17 protein-coding genes and 1 pseudogene are annotated in these 17390 nt (G+C 69.8%); 6 read left to right on the top strand and 12 right to left on the bottom strand.

From position 1 onward, the window contains the following. Window positions 1-26 precede the first annotated feature (26 nt). Window positions 27-512 carry a DUF1992 domain-containing protein gene (locus tag ABZV00_RS11730; protein WP_328416746.1) on the top strand — a complete coding sequence of 162 codons (486 nt, stop codon included), beginning with the start codon at window positions 27-29 and terminating at the stop codon, window positions 510-512. A gap of 51 nt (window positions 513-563) precedes the next feature. Further along, window positions 564-1115, top strand: a complete 552-nt coding sequence (locus ABZV00_RS11725) for a GNAT family N-acetyltransferase (protein WP_355604637.1) — start codon at window positions 564-566, stop codon at window positions 1113-1115. 7 nt (window positions 1116-1122) lie between these two features. Here ABZV00_RS11725 and ABZV00_RS11720 read toward each other — a convergent pair whose 3' ends face one another. The 5 genes from ABZV00_RS11720 to ABZV00_RS11700 form a co-directional block, all read right to left on the bottom strand. Beyond that, window positions 1123-1689 (bottom strand): maleylpyruvate isomerase N-terminal domain-containing protein, encoded by a 567-nt coding sequence (locus ABZV00_RS11720; RefSeq protein ID WP_355604776.1) that lies wholly within the window; start codon window positions 1687-1689, stop codon window positions 1123-1125. 117 nt (window positions 1690-1806) lie between these two features. Further along, entirely contained in the window at window positions 1807-3612 is a 1806-nt protein-coding gene (locus ABZV00_RS11715; protein WP_355604634.1) for a serine hydrolase, read from the bottom strand. 11 nt (window positions 3613-3623) lie between these two features. Then, the gene (locus ABZV00_RS11710; protein ID WP_328416740.1) at window positions 3624-4928 is read right to left on the bottom strand and encodes a DUF1343 domain-containing protein; all 1305 of its coding nucleotides are present in this window, start codon (window positions 4926-4928) and stop codon (window positions 3624-3626) included. Window positions 4929-4939: 11 nt separating this feature from the next. Beyond that, window positions 4940-6727 (bottom strand): glycoside hydrolase family 3 protein, encoded by a 1788-nt coding sequence (locus tag ABZV00_RS11705; RefSeq protein WP_355604631.1) that lies wholly within the window; start codon window positions 6725-6727, stop codon window positions 4940-4942. 202 nt (window positions 6728-6929) lie between these two features. Further along, a complete protein-coding gene (locus tag ABZV00_RS11700; RefSeq protein WP_355604628.1) occupies window positions 6930-7412 on the bottom strand; it encodes a hypothetical protein in 483 nt (160 codons plus the stop codon). Between the two features lie 126 nt (window positions 7413-7538). On the opposite strand from ABZV00_RS11700, the gene ABZV00_RS11695 reads away from it, so the two are divergent. Both ABZV00_RS11695 and ABZV00_RS11690 read left to right on the top strand, forming a co-directional pair. Continuing rightward, window positions 7539-8438, top strand: a complete 900-nt coding sequence (locus ABZV00_RS11695) for a 2-hydroxyacid dehydrogenase (RefSeq protein WP_355604626.1) — start codon at window positions 7539-7541, stop codon at window positions 8436-8438. 147 nt (window positions 8439-8585) lie between these two features. After that, window positions 8586-9149, top strand: coding sequence for a GNAT family N-acetyltransferase (locus ABZV00_RS11690; RefSeq protein ID WP_355604623.1), 564 nt, complete (start codon window positions 8586-8588; stop codon window positions 9147-9149). A 91-nt stretch (window positions 9150-9240) separates the two neighbouring features. On the opposite strand, the gene ABZV00_RS11685 is transcribed toward ABZV00_RS11690, so the two are convergent. From ABZV00_RS11685 to ABZV00_RS11675, 3 genes are all read right to left on the bottom strand, one after another. Beyond that, the gene (locus tag ABZV00_RS11685; RefSeq protein ID WP_328416732.1) at window positions 9241-9558 is read right to left on the bottom strand and encodes a DUF1048 domain-containing protein; all 318 of its coding nucleotides are present in this window, start codon (window positions 9556-9558) and stop codon (window positions 9241-9243) included. Window position 9559: 1 nt separating this feature from the next. Then, entirely contained in the window at window positions 9560-9817 is a 258-nt protein-coding gene (locus ABZV00_RS11680) for a DUF1048 domain-containing protein (protein ID WP_355604620.1), read from the bottom strand. 94 nt (window positions 9818-9911) lie between these two features. Next, window positions 9912-10238: a PadR family transcriptional regulator gene (locus ABZV00_RS11675; protein WP_328416728.1), complete on the bottom strand. Its 327-nt coding sequence runs from the start codon at window positions 10236-10238 to the stop codon at window positions 9912-9914. A 257-nt stretch (window positions 10239-10495) separates the two neighbouring features. On the opposite strand from ABZV00_RS11675, the gene ABZV00_RS11670 reads away from it, so the two are divergent. Continuing rightward, on the top strand, window positions 10496-11503 hold the full coding sequence (locus tag ABZV00_RS11670; RefSeq protein WP_355604617.1) for an RNA polymerase subunit sigma-70: 1008 nt from the start codon (window positions 10496-10498) through the stop codon (window positions 11501-11503). Window positions 11504-11827: 324 nt separating this feature from the next. Here ABZV00_RS11670 and ABZV00_RS11665 read toward each other — a convergent pair whose 3' ends face one another. From ABZV00_RS11665 to ABZV00_RS11655, 3 genes and pseudogenes are all read right to left on the bottom strand, one after another. Next, complete coding sequence (locus tag ABZV00_RS11665) at window positions 11828-12412, bottom strand: dihydrofolate reductase family protein (RefSeq protein ID WP_355604773.1); 585 nt, start codon at window positions 12410-12412, stop codon at window positions 11828-11830. A 156-nt stretch (window positions 12413-12568) separates the two neighbouring features. Continuing rightward, a pseudogene (locus ABZV00_RS11660) lies at window positions 12569-13486 on the bottom strand (Tn3 family transposase); the annotation flags it as partial. Between the two features lie 338 nt (window positions 13487-13824). Further along, window positions 13825-14784, bottom strand: a complete 960-nt coding sequence (locus tag ABZV00_RS11655; protein WP_355604770.1) for an AraC family transcriptional regulator — start codon at window positions 14782-14784, stop codon at window positions 13825-13827. A 168-nt stretch (window positions 14785-14952) separates the two neighbouring features. Between ABZV00_RS11655 and ABZV00_RS11650 the strand changes: the two genes are divergently transcribed. Further along, complete coding sequence (locus ABZV00_RS11650) at window positions 14953-16707, top strand: NAD(P)H-binding protein (RefSeq protein ID WP_355604614.1); 1755 nt, start codon at window positions 14953-14955, stop codon at window positions 16705-16707. 212 nt (window positions 16708-16919) lie between these two features. Here the strand turns inward: ABZV00_RS11650 and ABZV00_RS11645 are convergent, their stop codons facing one another. After that, window positions 16920-17381, bottom strand: a complete 462-nt coding sequence (locus ABZV00_RS11645) for a hypothetical protein (protein WP_355604612.1) — start codon at window positions 17379-17381, stop codon at window positions 16920-16922. Between the last annotated feature and the right edge of the window lie 9 nt (window positions 17382-17390).

Here is a 17390-nt window from a genome sequence, read left to right as displayed (position 1 = left end):
TACGGTGGCCAGGGAGGTGCCGCAGGGTGACTGAAGCGTGGGACGCGGCCGTGGAGGCGCAGATCCGGGGAGCCGTGCAACGCGGCGAGTTCGATGATCTGCCCGGCATGGGCAAGCCCATCCCCGGCCGAGGGATGCCGTACGACGAGTCGTGGTGGATCAAGAGCTTCCTGGAGCGCGAGAAGCTGCCCAGCGACCTGCTGCTGCCCACCCCGCTGCAACTACGCCGGCGCATCGAACAGGTGCCCGACGAGGTCCGCGACCTGCCCACCGAGCAGTCCGTCCGGGACTTCGTGGGGAACCTGAACGCACAGATCGTGGCCTGGCTGCGCAACCCGGACGGCCCCCGGGTCGTGGTGCGGCCGGTGAACGCCGACGAGGTGGTCCGCCGCTGGCGCGCCGAGCACACCCCGCCCGCCACCAGGGCACCCGCCGCCACGCCGGCGCCCGCCGTTGCACCGGCCCGCCGGTCCCGGTGGGCGTGGCTGCCGTGGCGCCGCCGGGCGACCTGAACCGCCAGCGGCGGGTCAGCCTGACCAGCACCGTCACGGCAGACTGTGCGGATGCGAATCGAGCTGCCCGCGATGGTTACCACTTCTGCGCCGGGCCTCGTCCTACGCCCCTGGCGTGACGACGACCTGGACGCCCTGCTGGAGGCGTACCGGGATCCGGTGCTGCAACGGTGGACCCAGAACCCGGTGACCACCGTCGACGAGGGGCGGCAGTGGCTGGAGCAGGCGCAGCAGGACTGGGACGACGGCCGGCGGTTCACCTTCGCCGCGCTGGAGGACACCGAGGACGGTCCACGGCTGGTGGCGTGCGTGGTGCTCAAGCGGGTCGCGCCCGGACGCCCGGTGGCCGAGGTGGGCTACTGGACGGCGGCGTGGGCGCGCGGTAGGGGCGTCGCCCCGCGCGCGGTCACCGCACTCAGCCGGTGGGCGTTCGACCGGTTCACCGGGTTGGAGCGCCTCGACCTGCTGCACCAGGTGGACAACCCGGCCTCCTGCCGGGTGGCGGAGAAGAGCGGCTACCTCTTCCAGGAGGTGCTGCCGGCGTACCCGCCGTTCCCGCGCGACGGTCACCGGCACTCGTTGGCCGCCCCCTCAGTGAGCTGAGGCTCGTTCAGTCCAGCGCGGCGCGCCAACTCCACGAGGTGCGCCGCGCCCGGCCGGGCAGTTCCCCGCGCCCGGTCATCCACAGCAGCACCTCGGGTGCGGCGCCGTCCGGGGCGTCCGGGAACAGTCGCCGCAGCACCAGCGTGCTCAGCCGTTGCGGCGGCAGCCACGGCACGCCGAGGCCGAGGGTGATGTCGTGCGTGTGCAGCAGGGTCTCCGCCACTCCCATGGCGGCGAAGCCGGCCGGGTCGCACGGGCCGAAGTGCCAGGCCCGGGTCTCCGGCGAGGCGGCGTCGACCGCGGCGGCGAGCAGGCCGGCGCAGGCCTGGACAACCGTCAGCACCTGCGCCGGGCTCGCGTCGGGGGAGACCCGCAGGTCGTACGGCAGGTAGGCGTCGTCGGGTCGGCCGGTGACCTGGCCGGCGTACCCGAGCAGGTCGTGTGCCACGTGGGCGGCGGTGGTCCAGCAGGTCCAGCGCAGCGTGCCGGCCGGCACCGACCAGTCCCGGTCCCGGTGCGGGTCCAGGACCCGGGTCATCTCCTCGGCCGCGTCGCGTACGTCGGCGCCGTCCATGGCTGGCATCCGTCGAGCCTCGCAGCGCCCGCCGGTCACTGCAACGCGATTCGACGCGCGGTTGCAGGGCAGCCCGTTCGCCCGGGGCCGGCCACATTCCGACCCCGGGCGAACGGCTCAGCTGCGCGCGGGTGACCACCCGTTGGCGACGAGCCGGGAGGCGTCGCCGCCTTCGCCCTGGAAGAGCACGCCGTACCGGTCCGCCGCGACGACCCGGTCGACGTAGACGCCACGTCCCTGGCCGGAGCCGTCTGTGCTGCTGCTCCACCGCAGGTGGGTGGCCTGGTCGGGCAGCGCCACCGAGACCTGCCACCACACCCGGCCCCCGTAGCCGGTGACCGTGCCGTCGGCGGTCCACCGTCGGCCGGCGTCGCGTAGCTGCATGGTCGCCGGCGCCCAGGTCTGCCCGCCGTCGGTGGAGACCTCGAACCGCGCGCTGTCGTAGCGGGGCTCGGTGTCGTACCAGAGCAGGAAGCTCGCCGTCGCGCCCCGCGCGGGCCGGCGCAGCGGCGCCGTGAGCGTGCTCGTCGCGGAGTCGCGTGGGTCGGCCCGCCAGGCGCTGGCCGAGCGCGGCCGCACCGGCATCGCCTCGGCGAGGTCACGCGCGACGGCCCGGCGGGCCACGTTGTTGCTGCCCCAGCCCCGGTCCGGGTGAACCCGGTTGCTCAGCATGACGACGAACGAGTGGGAGAGCGGGTCGATGACGATCGACGTTCCGGTGAAGCCGGTATGCCCGAAGGCCACCGGCGAGGAGAGCCCCATCATGTACCAGTGCTTGTTCAGCTCGAAGCCGAGCCCGCGGTCGCTTTCCGGGTAGGCCGACTCCAGCGGCGCGTTGTAGTTGACCAGCATCGTGCGCACCGTTTCCGAGCGCAGGATCCGCCGACCGCGGTACTCGCCGCCGTTGAGCAGTGACTGGCAGAGGACGGCCAGGTCCGTTGCCGTGGAGAAGACCCCGGCGTGCCCGGCCACCCCGCCGAGCGACCAGGCGTTCTCGTCGTGCACCTCACCCCAGACCATGCCGCGCCCGGCGTACGGCTGGTACTCGGTCGCGGCGATCCGCGACCGCCGCTCCGGGCCCGGGTTGTAGCCGGTGTCGGTCATGCCCAGCGGCCCGGTCACGCCGTCGCGGACCAGCTCGGCCAGCGGCCGACCGGTCACCCGTTCCACCAGCACGCCCAACGCGATCAGCCCGAGGTCCGAGTAGACGTACTGGGAGCCGGGTGTCGCCCCGGCGGCCAGGGGCGTGGCGAGCGTGGCGGCGAACCGTTCGGCCGGCGTCGGGTACCTGCTCCACAGCGCCGTGAACGCGGGCAGACCCGACGTGTGGGTGAGCAGCATCCGGACGGTGACCGTCGCCTTGCCGCCAGCGGCGAACTCCGGGACGTACCGGGCGACCGGCGCGTCCAGCTCCACCAGCCCTCGCTCCACCTGTTGCATGGTGACGATCGTGGTGAAAAGCTTCGACACCGACGCCAGGTCGAAGATGGTGTCGGGACGGGTCGCGATCTGCTGGTCGGCAGGGAGTTCCACGCCGACCAGGCCGGGCGGTGGCCCGACGGAGGCGTACTTCACCGCGCTGCCCACGGCGGCGTGCTCCACGATCACGCCGTCCTTCGCGGCCAGGACCACCGCGCCCGCGTACATCGGGTATCCGGGATGGTCGGGCGTCGGCTGGAGGTACGCCGCCAGGTCGGCGGGCAGGCGATCCACCTGGTCGGGGAGCAGGCCGACCTGGCGGGCGCTGCCGCGCCGCAGCGTGTCGTGTCGGAAGTGGATGTCGGCGGGCGTGACGGTCGGCGGTCCCGACGGGGCCGGGGGTGACGCGGCAACCGCGGCGGCGTCCGGCAGCGTCGTGCCCAGGACCACCAGGGCCAGGCCGAGCGCGAGTGAGCGGAGCGGACGACGGGTCGACCTGGTCATGACCGCACTCCTCAGTAGAGCAGGTAGGGCCGGCGTTGCCGGTTGAAGGTGGTCAGCTCGTCGGCCCAGGCGCCGACGACGTCGTCCACGTCGGCTCCGGCGTCGATCTGGGTACGCAGTCGCGGCGAGCCGGTGAGCTTGTCGATCCAGTACGGGCGCACGGTGTCCCACGAGTCGCGTCGCCAGGCGAATGCCGGGTACTTGTGCGCCTCCACCAGCATCGCGACGCCGGTGCGGATGGGGTCGTACACGGCCCGGTCGACGACCTTGACCTCCACGCCTGCGCAGAGCTTGTTGAGCAGGTCCGGCTTCTGCCCGGCTGAGGTCGGCGAGAAGTACGCCTCGCGGAACTCGACTCCGGGCAGGTTCCGGGCGTTGAGCCGGTCACCCCAGTGGTGGTCGAAGTCGGTCGCCAGCCCGCCGATCAGCTCGAACGGGCGGCACGTGCCGCGCCCCTCGGTGATCGACGCGACGCCCTCGAACAGCCCGGTGCCCGGGTAGACCAGCGCGGTGTCCGGGGTGGGCATGTTCGGACTGGGCATCACCCAGGGCACGTCGGTGTCGGCGGCGAGGTCGTCGCGCTTCCAGTGCCGGCACCGCACCACGTGCAGGTCGACCGGTCGCCCCGCCTCGGTTGGCAGGAACGTGGCGTTGAAGAACCGGGCCAGCTCCCCGACGGTCATCCCGTGCTGCTGGATGATCTCCTTCAGACCCACACCCGAGGTGTACGGCGTGGTCATCATCGGCCCGTAGGCCCGCCCGCCGATCGGGTTGGGCCGGTCCAGCACGACGTAGCGTTTGCCGACCCGTGCCGCCGCGACCATCGAGGTGTACATCGTCCAGATGTAGGTGTAGAAGCGGACCCCGACGTCCTGGATGTCGAAGACCACCGTGTCCACCCCGGCCTCGGTGAACATGGCTTCCCACCGGGCCTGCGAGGCGCCGTACGCGTCGTACACCGTGATGCCGGTGCGGGCGTCGACGCCGTTGCCCTCGCTGCCGCCGGCCTGCGCGGAGCCGCGGAAGCCGTGCTCGGGGCCGAACGCCGCGACCAGCTGAACCCGACCCGAGCCGTGCATCAGGTCGACGAGGTGCCGGTACGCCGCGTCGACGCCGGTCGGGTTGGAGACGACGCCCACCCGCTGGCCGGCGAGGTCGGCGAACCCGGAGGACACCAACTCGTCGAGACCGGTGCGGACCCGACGGCCACGGGAGCTGGCCGCCGCCGGTGCCAGGGCACCGACGCCGAGCGCTCCCGCGCTCGCCCCCAGCGCGCCCGTACCGACCGCGCCGACAAGGAAATTCCTCCGCTGCATTGGGTTGCCTCCTACCAGCTCAGACCGTGGCCGTAGGGGTAGAGCACGGAGCCCGCCCCCTCGGCCGTGGGGATCGTGACGGGCAGCCGCCCGCTCGGGGACAGCTCGCCGTGCAGCGCGCGGACGAGTGCGTCCATCGCCGCCCGGGTGTACGAGTAGGTCGCCAGGTAGGTGGTCACGCCCGGCAGGTACGCGATGTCGTAGGGGTCTCGGACGGCCACGACGACCACCGGCTTGCCGGTGCCGAGCAGCGCCGCGACGAGGCGCTGCTGGGTGGCGCGCGGGTCGGTGACAGTGGTGTCCCATGCCTTGTTCACCAGCACGACGGTGAGGTCGTGCTCGGCGGCCTGCGCGGCCGTCGCGGCGATCGCCGCGTCGGAGGGCAGCGTCGCCGGTCGGGCGGTGGCTCGGGCGCCGCGGGCGGTGAACCCGTTGGCGACCGTCGCGACCGGGGCGAAGGCGGCGCTGTCCCAGCCGGTGACCAGCACCGAACGGTCGACGCGGGGCAGCGGCAGTACGCCGGCGTCGTTGCGGACGGCGGTGAGCGTCGGGTCGGTGACCCGGGCGACGGCGGCGAGGTGCTCCGGCGCGCCGACCGTGCGTACCGCCTTCTCGACGTCGACCAGCGGTGAGCGGGCCAGCCCCTGGCGGTACTTCATGCCGAGGATGCGCTGGACCGACTCGTCGATCCGTCGCTCGGTGAGCTCGCCGGCGGCGACGGCCCGCAGCACCGCGTCCCGGGCCAGCGCGAGGTCCGGCGGCATCAGGAGCTGGTCGGCGCCGGCCTTGAGCGCCAGTACGGGTACCCGCTCGTCGCCGTACTTCGCGCGCACGCCAGCCATGTTCAGCGCGTCGGTGACGATGACTCCCCGGAAGCCGAGTTCACCGCGCAGCACACCGGTGAGGATCGTCGGCGACAACGTCGCCGGGTCGCCGGAGGGGTCGAGCGCGGGGACCACGATGTGCGCGGTCATGATCGATTCGACGCCGGCCTTGATCGCCCGCCGGAACGGTGGCGCGTCGATCCGGTCCCACTCCGCGCGGCTGTGGTTGATCACCGGTAGGCCGGTGTGGCTGTCGGTGGCCGTGTCGCCGTGCCCGGGGAAGTGCTTCGCCACGGCGGTGACCCGCGCCCGGTCCTGGAAGCCGGTGACCTGGGCGGCGGTGAGGTCAGCCACCAGGGTGGGGTCGGCGCCGAAGGACCGGACGCCGATCACCGGGTTACCCGGGTTGACGTTGACGTCGGCGATCGGCGCGTACGGCTGGCGGATGCCGACCGCGCGCAGCTCACGCCCGGTGATCTCCGCTGCCGTCCGGGCGGCCTCGGGGGACCGCGCGGCACCGAGCGCCATCGACCCGGGGAACTGGGCGGCAGGGGAGGGCATCCGTACTACCGCGCCCTGCTCCTGGTCGGTGGAGATGAGCAGGGGCACGCGGCCCTTCGACCGGTCGCCGAGCGCGGCTTGCTGAAGTCCGTTGGAGAGGGTCGCGATTTGGCGAGGACTGTCCAGGTTGTGCGACCAGGAGAAGTAGCAGACGCCGCCGAGGTGGTACCGGCCGATGACCTCGGCCGGCGTTTCGACGCCGAACGCGGCCCGGTTCGCGGCGCGGTCGGCGGCCGTGGGTGCGGTGGCGTCTGAGCCGTAGACGTAGGTGGCGAAGAGCTGCCCGACCTTCTGCTCCAGGCTCATGTGCCGCAGCGTGGAGGTGACCCAGCCGTGCTCGGCCGACGGGGGGTGTGCCGGTGCGGCCGAGGCCTGGGCGGGCAGGAGGGCGAGCGCGGTCGCCAGTGTGGTCACCCAGGTAGCTGCGGGAGTGAGTCGAGTCTGCATAGACGGCGGCCTCTCAGTCCGGGTGGCTGAAACTTAGCTACGCGTCCGCCGCACGTCAAGAAGGTAAGTTGCAAAATCGGGCGGTCACCCGGCTCGCGGGCGCGGATACCGGCGAGGTTGGCGACGGCCCCGCCGGCATGGCCCGACGTTCGCAGCGGTTCGCGGTCGACTACTCGCGCACTGGCCCCAACGCCTCGGTGGCGTTGCGGATGCCGGCGCGGATCACCTCGCTGTACGGGTCGTCCGGCAGCCGCCCGACGAAGCGCTCGGCCAGGGCCAGGTGTTCTCGGGCCCGGGTGTTGTTGCCCAGGCGGCGGTGGTCGTCGGCGAGGTTGAGGTGCAGCGACGGCAGGAAGTTGTGGACCTGAAGCGAGTGGTGGTACTGCTGGGCCCGTTCGTCGGTGAGGTCGGAGACCGCGGCCAGGGCACGCTCGTCCCAGCCGAGTTCAGCTTCGGTGGTGTCCTGGAGGTCGGCCAGGTAGTGCGCGAGGGTGCAGCGGTGGAAGGCGTCGCCGGCTTCGCCGATCTGATCCCAGAGCGCGGTGAGCGCCTCCCTGGCCTGCGCGCGCTGGCCTGAGCGGCCCAGCTCCACCGCGGCGACGATGCTCGCCATCGTCTCGTCGGGTGCGGCGTGTTCGTTCTGGATGTCCATGCCGCGACCCTGGGGCCTCGACCTACCCGAGGGTCAAATCCCTGCTCGTGAACCCGGTGCCGTGGCGGCGCCAGGGCAGATTGCAGAGGATTTCGGCCCGGGCGACGGCTTCGGGATAATGCCGCCGTGCGCTACCTGATCCCTCACCCCGACGCAATGGCCGAGCTCGACGATCTCGACATCGCGCTGTACGACGGCACTCAGCCCATGGCCGAGAACCTGGACGACGTCGAGTTCTATGCGATCCCGTACGGGATTATCGATCCGCGCCTTTGCGAGCCGATCGCCCGGATGCCCCGGCTCACAGTGGTGCAGACCGTGACCGCCGGCTACGACCACATCCTGCCGTTCCTGCGGCCCGGCCTGATCCTGGCCAATGGCCGGGGCGTGCATGACGCGGCCACCGCTGAGCTGGCCGTGGCACTCACCCTGGCCGCCCGGCGCCGGCTGCCGGACTTCGTCCGGGCGGGGGGCGAGGGCCGCTGGGCCTCGGGCTGGTCGACCGGGCTGGCTGACGCCCGGGTGCTGATCGTCGGGTACGGCTCGATCGGCGCCGCGATCGAGCGCCGGCTGGTGGGGTTCGAGGTGGAGATCAGCCGGGTGGCCCGGAGCGCCCGCCCCGGCGTGAGGCCGATTTCCGAAATTGCGGAACTGTTGCCACACGCCGATGTTGTGATCCTGGCCACCCCGCTGACCCCGGAGACCGCAGGCCTGGTGAACAAGGATTTCCTCGCCAGGATGGCCGACGGTGCCTTGCTGGTGAACGTGGCGAGGGGCGGGGTGGTGGACTCTGAGGCGCTGCTCGCCGAGCTCAACGCGGGCCGGCTGCACGCTGCTCTGGACGTCACCGAACCCGAGCCGCTGCCCGCCGATCACCCACTGTGGTCCGCGCCGAACGTCCTGATCAGCCCGCACGTCGGCGGCCTGACCGCCGCGTTGGCACCCCGGGCCCGCCGGCTGCTGGTCGACCAGGTACGACGGTACGCGGCGGGCAAGCCGCTCGCGAACGTCGTTGTCGGGCCGTAACTTTCGGTCCCAGCGGCGGGCCAATTCCGGCGCTTCCGCCAGAGACGTCGGGCCTTGTCGAGAAGTTGCGGTGGCACCATCCGCTTGGTTCGCGACGAGCGCAAAACCCCCTGCACCGCGCACGGGGTGCGGCTTACCCTGCGCACCATGTTCCCTCCAGTGAAGATCATCTCCGGCGGGTTGGAGATTCGTGAGTTCGGGCCGCAGGATGCCGTAGCTGTGGCGGCATTCGTGGCGGCCGGGGATCGCACGGCACTGCCGCCAGGCTTCCCTGAGGCGGTCGCTGACGTGGACGGGTGGCTGGCGGACAAGGTGCATCAGCGGCGTTTGGGCGGCGAGGGCGTACACCTGGCGATAGTGGAGCGGACCACCGGCAGGATTGTCGGCAGTACCGGGTTGCGGGACACCGACTGGCAGGCTGGTCGCACCGAGATCGGTTACGGAATACACATCAGTCAGCGAGGTCGCGGCTATGCGACCGAGGCGGCCCGGGCGGTTGGACGGTGGGCGCTTACCGACGGCGGGATGCGGCGGGTTCAGTTGCACTCCCGCGTTGACAACGTGGCGTCCCTGCGGGTGGCCGAAAAGGCCGGGTACCAGCGGGAGAGCACACTGCGGATGCCCGAGCAGGAGGGGCGCGAGGCTTATGACCTGGCCAGTTTTTCGATGATCGCCGAGGCAACCGCCGACAACCACCCGAAGGCCGACTAGGGGAGCGCGGATCTGCCGACGCGCTGGCAAGCTGCTCAGCTCGCCAGCGCGTCGTGCGGCCTTACGCCCGCTGCCATGATGACGACGGGTGTTACTTCTCGTCCGTTCCGCTGATGGACTCCTGAAAGACGTCCGCGTGGGTGCGCGAGTCCTTGACCAGGTCGTCGCAGAAGGCGGCGACGTCGGTGCCGATGAGTTCCAGAACCCCCTTGCCGGCCGCGGCACCCTCCTCGAAGAAGTCGACGATTCCGGCGAGCAGGCGCCCATCAAAAAGGTCGACCGGGCCGACCTTGAACAGGTACCTCTGCATCTCCTTGTAGACGATCTGGTAGTCCGGCGGGAGCGCCTTGACCCGAGCCACGTGCGCCCGCCACTGCTTCTTGCCCTCGATGATGTCCTGGATGCCCACGTCAGCCTCCTAGCCGGCCCAATTTCCTTGCGACGTTCCTGTTCAACTGCTCGCGCCACCGGTCGCGATAGGTACGGGCACCCTCTCCGCCGGCCAACGCCGTACAAAAGCCGGGGATGTCGTCGCCGAGCACCTCGTGGATGCTCTGCCCGTCCGCCGATGCTTCTTCGAGCAGCCCCAGGGCGGCGTCGAGGATCGGCATCAGGTTGCGACCTGTGAAGCCCGTGTAGGGGAAGAGGTTGCCCCTGATCGTTCCCATGCCGCCTGGTAGTCGGCCGGCAATGCCTCTGCCCGGGCTTCGAACACCTTCCATTCCCTGGTGAGATCGCTGCCTGTGATGGTCTCCCAGAAGCTCATCTCCCGCCCTCCTTGAGCCTGTCGATGCGTGATGAGACGTACTGCCATTTCGCCCAGAACGTCGCGAGTTCCTTGCGCCCGGCGTCGTTGAGCGCATAGAACTTGCGCGGCGGGCCCACCTCGGATGGTCGTTTCGTCACCTGGACGAGTCCGTTCCTTTCCAGTCGCAGCAGGATGGTGTAGACCGTCCCCTCGACGACGTCGGCGAAGCCGAGTTCGTTCAGCCGACGCGTGATGGCGTACCCGTAGGTCTCCTCGCCGCCGATGATCTCGAGCACGCAGCCCTCGAGCGTGCCCTTCAGCATCTCTGTCAGGTCGTCCATCGCGGCTCCTCTTCGACCCTCCGGTACCTCGTACTACCGAGTACCACTATACGGTACCACCGAGTAGTGCGTCCAGGTGCTCCCGACCAGCCGCGCCTTCCTGTACGCGAAGTGCGGGCTCAATGCCGGCGCGCGCGAGGCAAGCTGCCACAGCCCGCCTGGCGAACGGCCCGGTGTCAGTGGCTTCGCCGATCAGAAAACCTCCGTCACGTCGTCAGTTCTGTTAGCCTCTCGCACCGGTGGAAGGATTGATGACCATGACCGACGCCAGACTGCTGGGCGCCGACGAGGCCGCGTTCATCGCGGCGGCCCGCTCAGACGACACGGCGCGGTTTGCACTCATTACGGAGCGCCACCGGCGTGAGCTGCAGGTGCACTGCTACCGGATGCTCGCGAACTACGAGGACGCCCAGGACATGACGCAGGAGACGTTCCTGCGAGCGTGGAACAAGCGGGCGTCGTTCAAGGGCCACGCGGCCCTGCGGACCTGGCTGTACCGGATCGCGACGAACGCCTGCCTCGACTTCCTAGAGAAGCGCAACGACCGCACACCCGTACCGTCCGAGCTGGCGGACGTCGGCTCCGAGGTGCTCTACCTGCAGCCGTACCCCGACCGGATGCTCCCCGAGGACCCGCAGGAATCGGTGGTGGCGCGGGAAACGATCGAGCTGGCGTTCATCGTCGCCGTCCAGCACCTGCCGCCGCGGCAGCGGGCGGTGTTCATCCTGCGCGACGTCCTCGGCTGGCCGGCGGCGAAGGCCGCCGACGCCCTCGAGCTGACCGTCGCATCGGTCACCAGCGCACTGCAGCGGGCTCGCGTGACGATGCGCGAGCAGCTGCCCGACCGCCGCCTCGACTGGCGGAGCCCTGCCACCCACGAGCTGTCGAATGACGAGCGCGCCGTGGTGAAGTCGTATATCGACGCCCATGAGCGCAACGACCTCGACGGGCTGATGGCCCTGCTGCGCGACGACCTGCGCTTCGTGATGCTGCCCGAGGCGGGCACCTCGGTCATCACGGCCAAGGACGCGGTGGACGGCTGGGTCTCCGGTGGGCTCTTCCAGCCCGGCTACGACGACTGGCGCTGTATCACCACGACGATCAACCGCATGCCCGCCGCCGTGCTGTACCGCCGCACCCCCGACGACCCAAAGTACCGGTTATTCAACATCGCGGTCCTGCACATCGTCGACGGGAAGATCGCCGAGCTCACCGGATTCGACGCCACCGACAAACCGTGGCTGGACCTGCCCCCGACACTGTGATCACACAAGTCCCCATCGTCGACGAGTCCAGCGCACGGGCCGGCGTCACCGAAGTCACTGCGGAATGAGCACCCCGACCAGCTGAACACCAACGCGACAACGCGAACACCACCGCCCCGCCGGCAACGCTGGCGGGGCGGCGTTATGCCCGAAGAACATCGTCACAATCAACGACGCCGTCGTCCTCATCTCCAGCAAGTCGGTCAACATCTGACTGGAACGCAAGGAAGGGCCCGGGGAAGGTTCCCTCATAGCCGAGGGTCACGGTCAGCACGTCAGGAAGGATTTCGACCCGGCCTCACGAGCCGAGCAGCTGGCCCGTGCTCATCGCCTCGTCTCGTATCGGGTCAGCACTACGCCGCCGGAAAAAGTCCGCGTCTCCACGAGGTTCAGGTTCACCCAGTTGTCCAGCGCGGTGAAGAACGGCGTGCCGCCGCCCACCAGGACCGGGTAGGTGACCAGGGCGTATTCGTCGATCAGCCCGGCCCGCATGGCCGCCCCAGCAAGCATCGCGCCGACGATGTCCATCGGGCCGCCGTCCTCGGCCTTGAGCCGGGTGATCTCGGCGACCGCGTCGCCGGTGACCAGGCGCGTGTTCCAGTCGACCGTCCTGGGCGTCGAGGAGAACACCACCTTCGGCATGTCCCGCCAGCGGCGGGCGAACTCGATCTCCGCCGGTGTGGCACCGGGCTGCTGGTCGGCGGTCGGCCAGTGGGAACTCATCGCCTCCCACAGCTTGCGCCCATACAGCGCCAGGCCAGTCGCCCCCACCCGGTCGGACCACCACTGGAACAGCTCGTCGCTTGACGACGAGTCCGGTCCCTCACCCCCACTCCAGCCGAGGTCGTCGCCGGGCGCGGCGATGTAGCCGTCCAGGGTCACATTCATGCCAAAGGTCAGTTTCCGCATCATGCCAGCCTCTCGTGAGTCGTTCTTATACGTACAGACGGGCGCGGCGCGGAAACCTAATCGGTGCGCGATCTGCGTCCGCAGATAGTCCTCGCGTTGCGGACTCGGCACGGCGTACTCGGCTGGGCTCGAGCAGCACCCACCGGATCTCGATTTCACCCTCGTACGGGCAGCAGCGCATGTAGCGGGTGTTCCACAGCACGATCGCGTTGAGCACGAGGCCGAGCGCGCCGAGCTGGTCTTCTTGCCCGGCCCGGTACGCCTGGGAGATCTCGCCCCGGTTGCCGTGCAGGATCTTGCGTGCGAGGGCGTGGCGGGACTCGACGATGTTCTGCTGGCGGATGACGGTACGCCGGTAGGTCTCGTCCACTGGATCGATCATCGCCAGCAGGTGCAGGGTCTTCGGGATGCGCCCGTACTCGGCCAGGGCCTGCCCCAGTGGGGTCGGGGTGCCGTCGCGGGTGAGCATCCGCAGCAGGTCATACGCCCGGACCGGCTGGTGACCAGCGATCCGGCGATGCGCAGCATGTCTGGCCAGTGCGTGCCGATCCGGCTGAGGTTGACCTTGTTGCGGGCGATCGCATTCAGTGGCCCGTAGTCGCCCGGCTCGGCGCAGGGCAGGTCGGCACGCCAGAACCCGGTGCCGCCGATGTAGGCGATGCGCGGTGAGAACCGGTACCCGAGCAGCCGGAACAGGCCGAACACGATGTCGGAGTACGAGGCCGTATCTGTGGTGATCATCTCCGGGCGGGGTCCGGCGTCGAGGTTGAGCAGCGCGTCCAGGATGTGCAGGCTGTCGCGCACGGTGCCCGTCACGATGGTCGCGCCGAGCCCGGCGAACCGGGCGTTGACCGCGTTGAGCCAGGTGATGCCACGCTTGTAGCCAAAGAACCGTGGGCTCGGCGCGGCCTGGATCGTCTGGACCGGCACGACGAACCGCAACCCGTCGACGCCGGCGACCAGGCCGCCGCCCCACAGGTCGGTGATGCCGATCTTCTCCTGGTAGGCGACCAGGGTTCGGAGACCCCGCGGATGGATTGCCGGATAACCGGTAACGATAATCCGGCAATCCATCCGCTCAAATGGGGCATAACGGCAAAACATCATAATGACAGTTCTTGTGCGTAAGGTTTCAGGCTGGTGTATCAGCGGCCGCGGTGCTCCGAGAACGTGGCGATCCACTGTGGGCGGGAGGCAGAACTGCCCGGCTCCGACCGGGAGGCGCAGGAGATCTCCATGCTGACCCTGCACCTGCACGGCCCGGTTCGAGCTGGACCTGGACAAGCGTCTGGACTGCGACCGGGTAACCGCAACGGCTGGCCCTCTGTAGGAACGGTGGCGTTCTCGCAGGTAGACGGTCTGCCGGGCTGGCGGTGGCGTGTTCTGGAGCAGGGCGACTGGCTGAGGTGTGGTTACGCCGAGTTCTGTTCTTTGTTCGGGGTTCCCGCTTGGCTGCGTCGGCGGTATCTGCCGGGAGCGGTGCCGTACTCCCGCTTGAAGGCGTTTGCGAAGGCGAATTCCGAGGTGTAGCCGGTCTGGGTGGCCACCTCGCTAAGTGGGGCGTCGGATCCGTGGAGCAGCCGTGCCGCGGTGGTCATGCGCCACCAGGTCAGATAAGTGAGGGGTGGTTGGCCGATCATGGCGCTGAATCGCTTGGAGAAGGCCGCGCGGGACAGTCTTGCCTGTGCGGCCAGTGTCTCGACCGTCCAGTGGTGTGCGGGGTCGCGGTGGATGGCGTGCAGCGCGGCGCTGATCGCCGGGTCGGCCAGTGCCGCGGACCAGCCGGTGACGGTGCCCCGCTCGGGTTGCTCGTCGAACCAGGCTCGCAGGATGTAGAGGAGCAGCATGTCGAGCAGGGCAGGCACGATGGTGTCGGCGCCGAGACGGGGGCGATTGAGTTCGCTGCCGAGCAGGTCGACGGCGGCGCGGACTTCGGCGCGGTGCCCGAGCCGGGCGGGCAGGTGGACCATGCCGGGTAGGTCGTCCAGCAGCGGATGAGCCCGGGCCGGGTCGAGCCGATATCCGCCGCAGAGCGTCACGGTGGGGGTGCCGTGCACAGGCTGGCCGATGGACGCTGAGGCGTAGAGGTCGGCCTCTTCAAGCGGATCGCAGTCGGGTTCGGCCAGCGAGGTGGCGGGGTTGTCGGCCAGGCCGTATCCGTGCCCGTGGGGGAAGAACACCACGTCGCCGACGCCCAGCGCGATGGGTGCGCCGCCGTCGGGCGGGGTGAGCCAGCACGAACCCTGCAGGATCACTTGAAAGCCCGCGGAGCCGGGGGCGGAGGGGAAGCGCTGTCCCCAGGGAGCGTGCCATTGAACGCGCGCTGAACGGGGCCGTCCGGTGCGCATGATGGCGATCACATCGCTGAGCACATCCACCGATCGAGTCTATCGCTGACATTCGGCGAAGACGTTTGCGTATGAATCAGAGATTTTTGCGCATAGGAAGTCTCCTGCGCTCCTCGTACGGTGGATCGCAAGAGAAGTGATCAACCCCGCGGCCGTGAGGCCGGGCCGAGACAACTTAGAAGAGGCACCGTCATGGCACGGCGACACAAGATCGTGGTAACTGGGGCGACCGGCACGGTCGGCCGACAGGTTGTGACTCAGCTGATGGACGCGGGAATCGAGGTTCGGGCGTTGGCCCGCGATCCCGAATCGGTGGTCCTGCCGCCCGGCGTCCAGGTCATGCGCGGTGACCTGTCCGAGCCAGACACCCTGCATGCGCCCATGGCCGGGGTCGAGGCGGTGTTCCTGGTCTGGCCTTTTGCCACGGCTGAGGGCGTGTCCGCAGTCCTGGATGTGGTCGCCGAGCACACCGGTCGCGTGGTCTACCTTTCGTCGGCGGCCGTACGCGACCACGAACAGCAGGTCGAGCACTTGATCAAGCGGTCCGGGCTGGAGTGGACGTTCCTACGGCCCCACGTCTTCGCGGCCAACACCCTCAGGTGGACCGAGCAGATCCGCACCGAGGGCATCGTGCGCGCGCCCTACGGGGCGGCCGTCATGCCCCCGCTGCACGAGCGCGACATCGCCGCCGTCGCGGTACGCGCACTCACCGGCGACGGGCACGCAGGAGCGATCTATGAGCTGACCGGTCCTGAATCACTCACCCAGGCCGACCAGGTGCGCATCATCGGTGAGGTGATCGGCCGCGCGGTGCGCTGGGTCGAGACCTCACCGGACACTGCGCGGCAGCAGATGCTAGCCCAGGGCTGGCCGCCCGCGGCCGTTGACGGCGTCCTCCAGGCCCAGTCCGAGATGGTGACGGAGCCGAGGCCGGCCACCTCCACGGTGCAGGAGGTCACCGGAGCGCCGGCGCGCACGTTCCGGACCTGGGTGACCGACCACGCCAGCGCTTTCCGCGACACCATGAAGGCCGCACGTATCCACCAGTACGGCGATGCCGGCATCATCCGTTACGAAGAGGTGCTGCGGCCGGTGCCCGAGCCGGACCAGGTACTCATCCGGGTCGCCGCGGCCTCCTACAACCCCTCCGATGCCGCGCTCCGATCAGGGTTCCTGCAGGCCGTGCTGCCGGTGGACCTGCCATACACCCTCGGCTTCGATGTCTCCGGCACGATCACCGAGACCGGCAGCGATGTCAGCTCCTTCACCGTGGGCGACCGGGTGGTTGGCCGCCTCGACTACGGCGGGGCGTCGGCCGAGTACGTCGTCGCCGCCGCCGGCACCCTGGTCAAAGCACCCACCACCATCCCGTTGGCTGACGCCGCCGCGATCCCGGTCGCCGCGCTCACCGCCTGGCAGGCGCTGCATGAGCATGCCCATCCCACTGCGGGACAGCGTGTCCTGATCAACGGCGCCGGCGGAGGCGTCGGTGTCTTCGCCGTCCAACTCGCCAAGCACACCGGAGCAACAGTGATCGCCACGGCCAGCGGCCGCAGCGCTGCCGCGGTCCGCACCTACGGCGCCGACCAGATCATCGACTACACCCGCACGCCCCTCGCCGACGCGCTCGACGGCCAGGTCGACGCCGTCATCAACCTCGCCGCGATCAGTCCCGAGGCGGCTGCGGAGCTTGTTCCCCTGGTCCGGCCCGGCGGCATCATCGTCTCGATCGCCACGCCGGTCGATCCGCCAGCTACTGCGCAGGTCACCGCCGTCCACTTTGTCGCCCGCAACGACATCGAACAGCTCGCCGGGATCGTCGAGCTGATCGACATGGGCGCGCTCACTGTCGGCGTCACCGAGTCCCACCCGCTGTCCGACCTTGCGCTCGTCCACCGCAAGGGCGAGGCGGGGCAGACCCACGGCAAGATCACCATCATCCCCTGAGCGCCGAATTCGCGGCACCGGTCCTGGGCATGGGGGATGACCATGCCCAGGACCCCACTCCGGGACCGATGCCACCATGCGCCGGATGAGGCCGTCTTCCGACCGCCAACGGTCGGCGCGCGGCCTGCCCCTGTAGCGACGAAGGAGGACCCCGTCATGACCTCAATCCAAGCGCCGCTGGTTGTCGGGTGGTCTCTGGCGGCGGCGAACGGTTACTTGGAAGTCAGCAGCTGCGTCAGCCGATCCAGTCCGCCCCTGATCAGCTGTGCGTACTCGTCATCGCCAAGCGCGCCGATCCCAGTCTGCGCGAGCTGGAGGTGCTCCCGGGCGCGGCCGAGATCGCCGAGCTTGCGGTAGCACTCAGCCAGATTGAGGTGCAACGACGGATACAAACCAGCCACGGGCAGCATCACCCCGGCCTCTGCCACCCGAACCTCCGTGAGCCGGTCGGCCGCCGTCAGCGCCCGTTGGTCCCAAACCAACTCCTCGTGGACATCGTCCTGCACGTCAGCCATCTCGTGCGCGAGGACGCGAACGTGCAACGGATCGCCCTGCTCCCCGTTGATCTCATCCCAGATCTGCGCGAACAGGTGGCGAGCGGCCTCACGCTGGCCTCGACCATGGTGCAGCTCCACCCCCTGGCCGATGCGGACGAGCGTTGGATCGGTGATCATCGGCGGCTC

The organism is Micromonospora sp. NPDC005173, from assembly GCF_040608515.1.
Lineage (GTDB): Bacteria > Actinomycetota > Actinomycetes > Mycobacteriales > Micromonosporaceae > Micromonospora.
The sequence above is the reverse complement of the archived record's forward strand: the minus strand, read 5'-3'. Positions and strand labels throughout refer to the sequence as shown.

Bases quoted from the DNA above. Each gene is read 5' to 3' on its own strand.
- ABZV00_RS11725 (WP_355604637.1), top strand. From the start codon at position 564: ATGCGAATCGAGCTGCCCGCGATGGTTACCACTTCTGCGCCGGGCCTC.
- ABZV00_RS11720 (WP_355604776.1), bottom strand. From the start codon at position 1,689: ATGGACGGCGCCGACGTACGCGACGCGGCCGAGGAGATGACCCGGGTC.
- ABZV00_RS11715 (WP_355604634.1), bottom strand. From the start codon at position 3,612: ATGACCAGGTCGACCCGTCGTCCGCTCCGCTCACTCGCGCTCGGCCTG.
- ABZV00_RS11710 (WP_328416740.1), bottom strand. From the start codon at position 4,928: ATGCAGCGGAGGAATTTCCTTGTCGGCGCGGTCGGTACGGGCGCGCTG.
- ABZV00_RS11700 (WP_355604628.1), bottom strand. From the start codon at position 7,412: ATGGACATCCAGAACGAACACGCCGCACCCGACGAGACGATGGCGAGC.
- ABZV00_RS11690 (WP_355604623.1), top strand. From the start codon at position 8,586: ATGTTCCCTCCAGTGAAGATCATCTCCGGCGGGTTGGAGATTCGTGAG.
- ABZV00_RS11680 (WP_355604620.1), bottom strand. From the start codon at position 9,817: ATGGGAACGATCAGGGGCAACCTCTTCCCCTACACGGGCTTCACAGGT.
- ABZV00_RS11675 (WP_328416728.1), bottom strand. From the start codon at position 10,238: ATGGACGACCTGACAGAGATGCTGAAGGGCACGCTCGAGGGCTGCGTG.
- ABZV00_RS11670 (WP_355604617.1), top strand. From the start codon at position 10,496: ATGACCGACGCCAGACTGCTGGGCGCCGACGAGGCCGCGTTCATCGCG.
- ABZV00_RS11665 (WP_355604773.1), bottom strand. From the start codon at position 12,412: ATGCGGAAACTGACCTTTGGCATGAATGTGACCCTGGACGGCTACATC.
- ABZV00_RS11650 (WP_355604614.1), top strand. From the start codon at position 14,953: ATGGCACGGCGACACAAGATCGTGGTAACTGGGGCGACCGGCACGGTC.
- ABZV00_RS11645 (WP_355604612.1), bottom strand. From the start codon at position 17,381: ATGATCACCGATCCAACGCTCGTCCGCATCGGCCAGGGGGTGGAGCTG.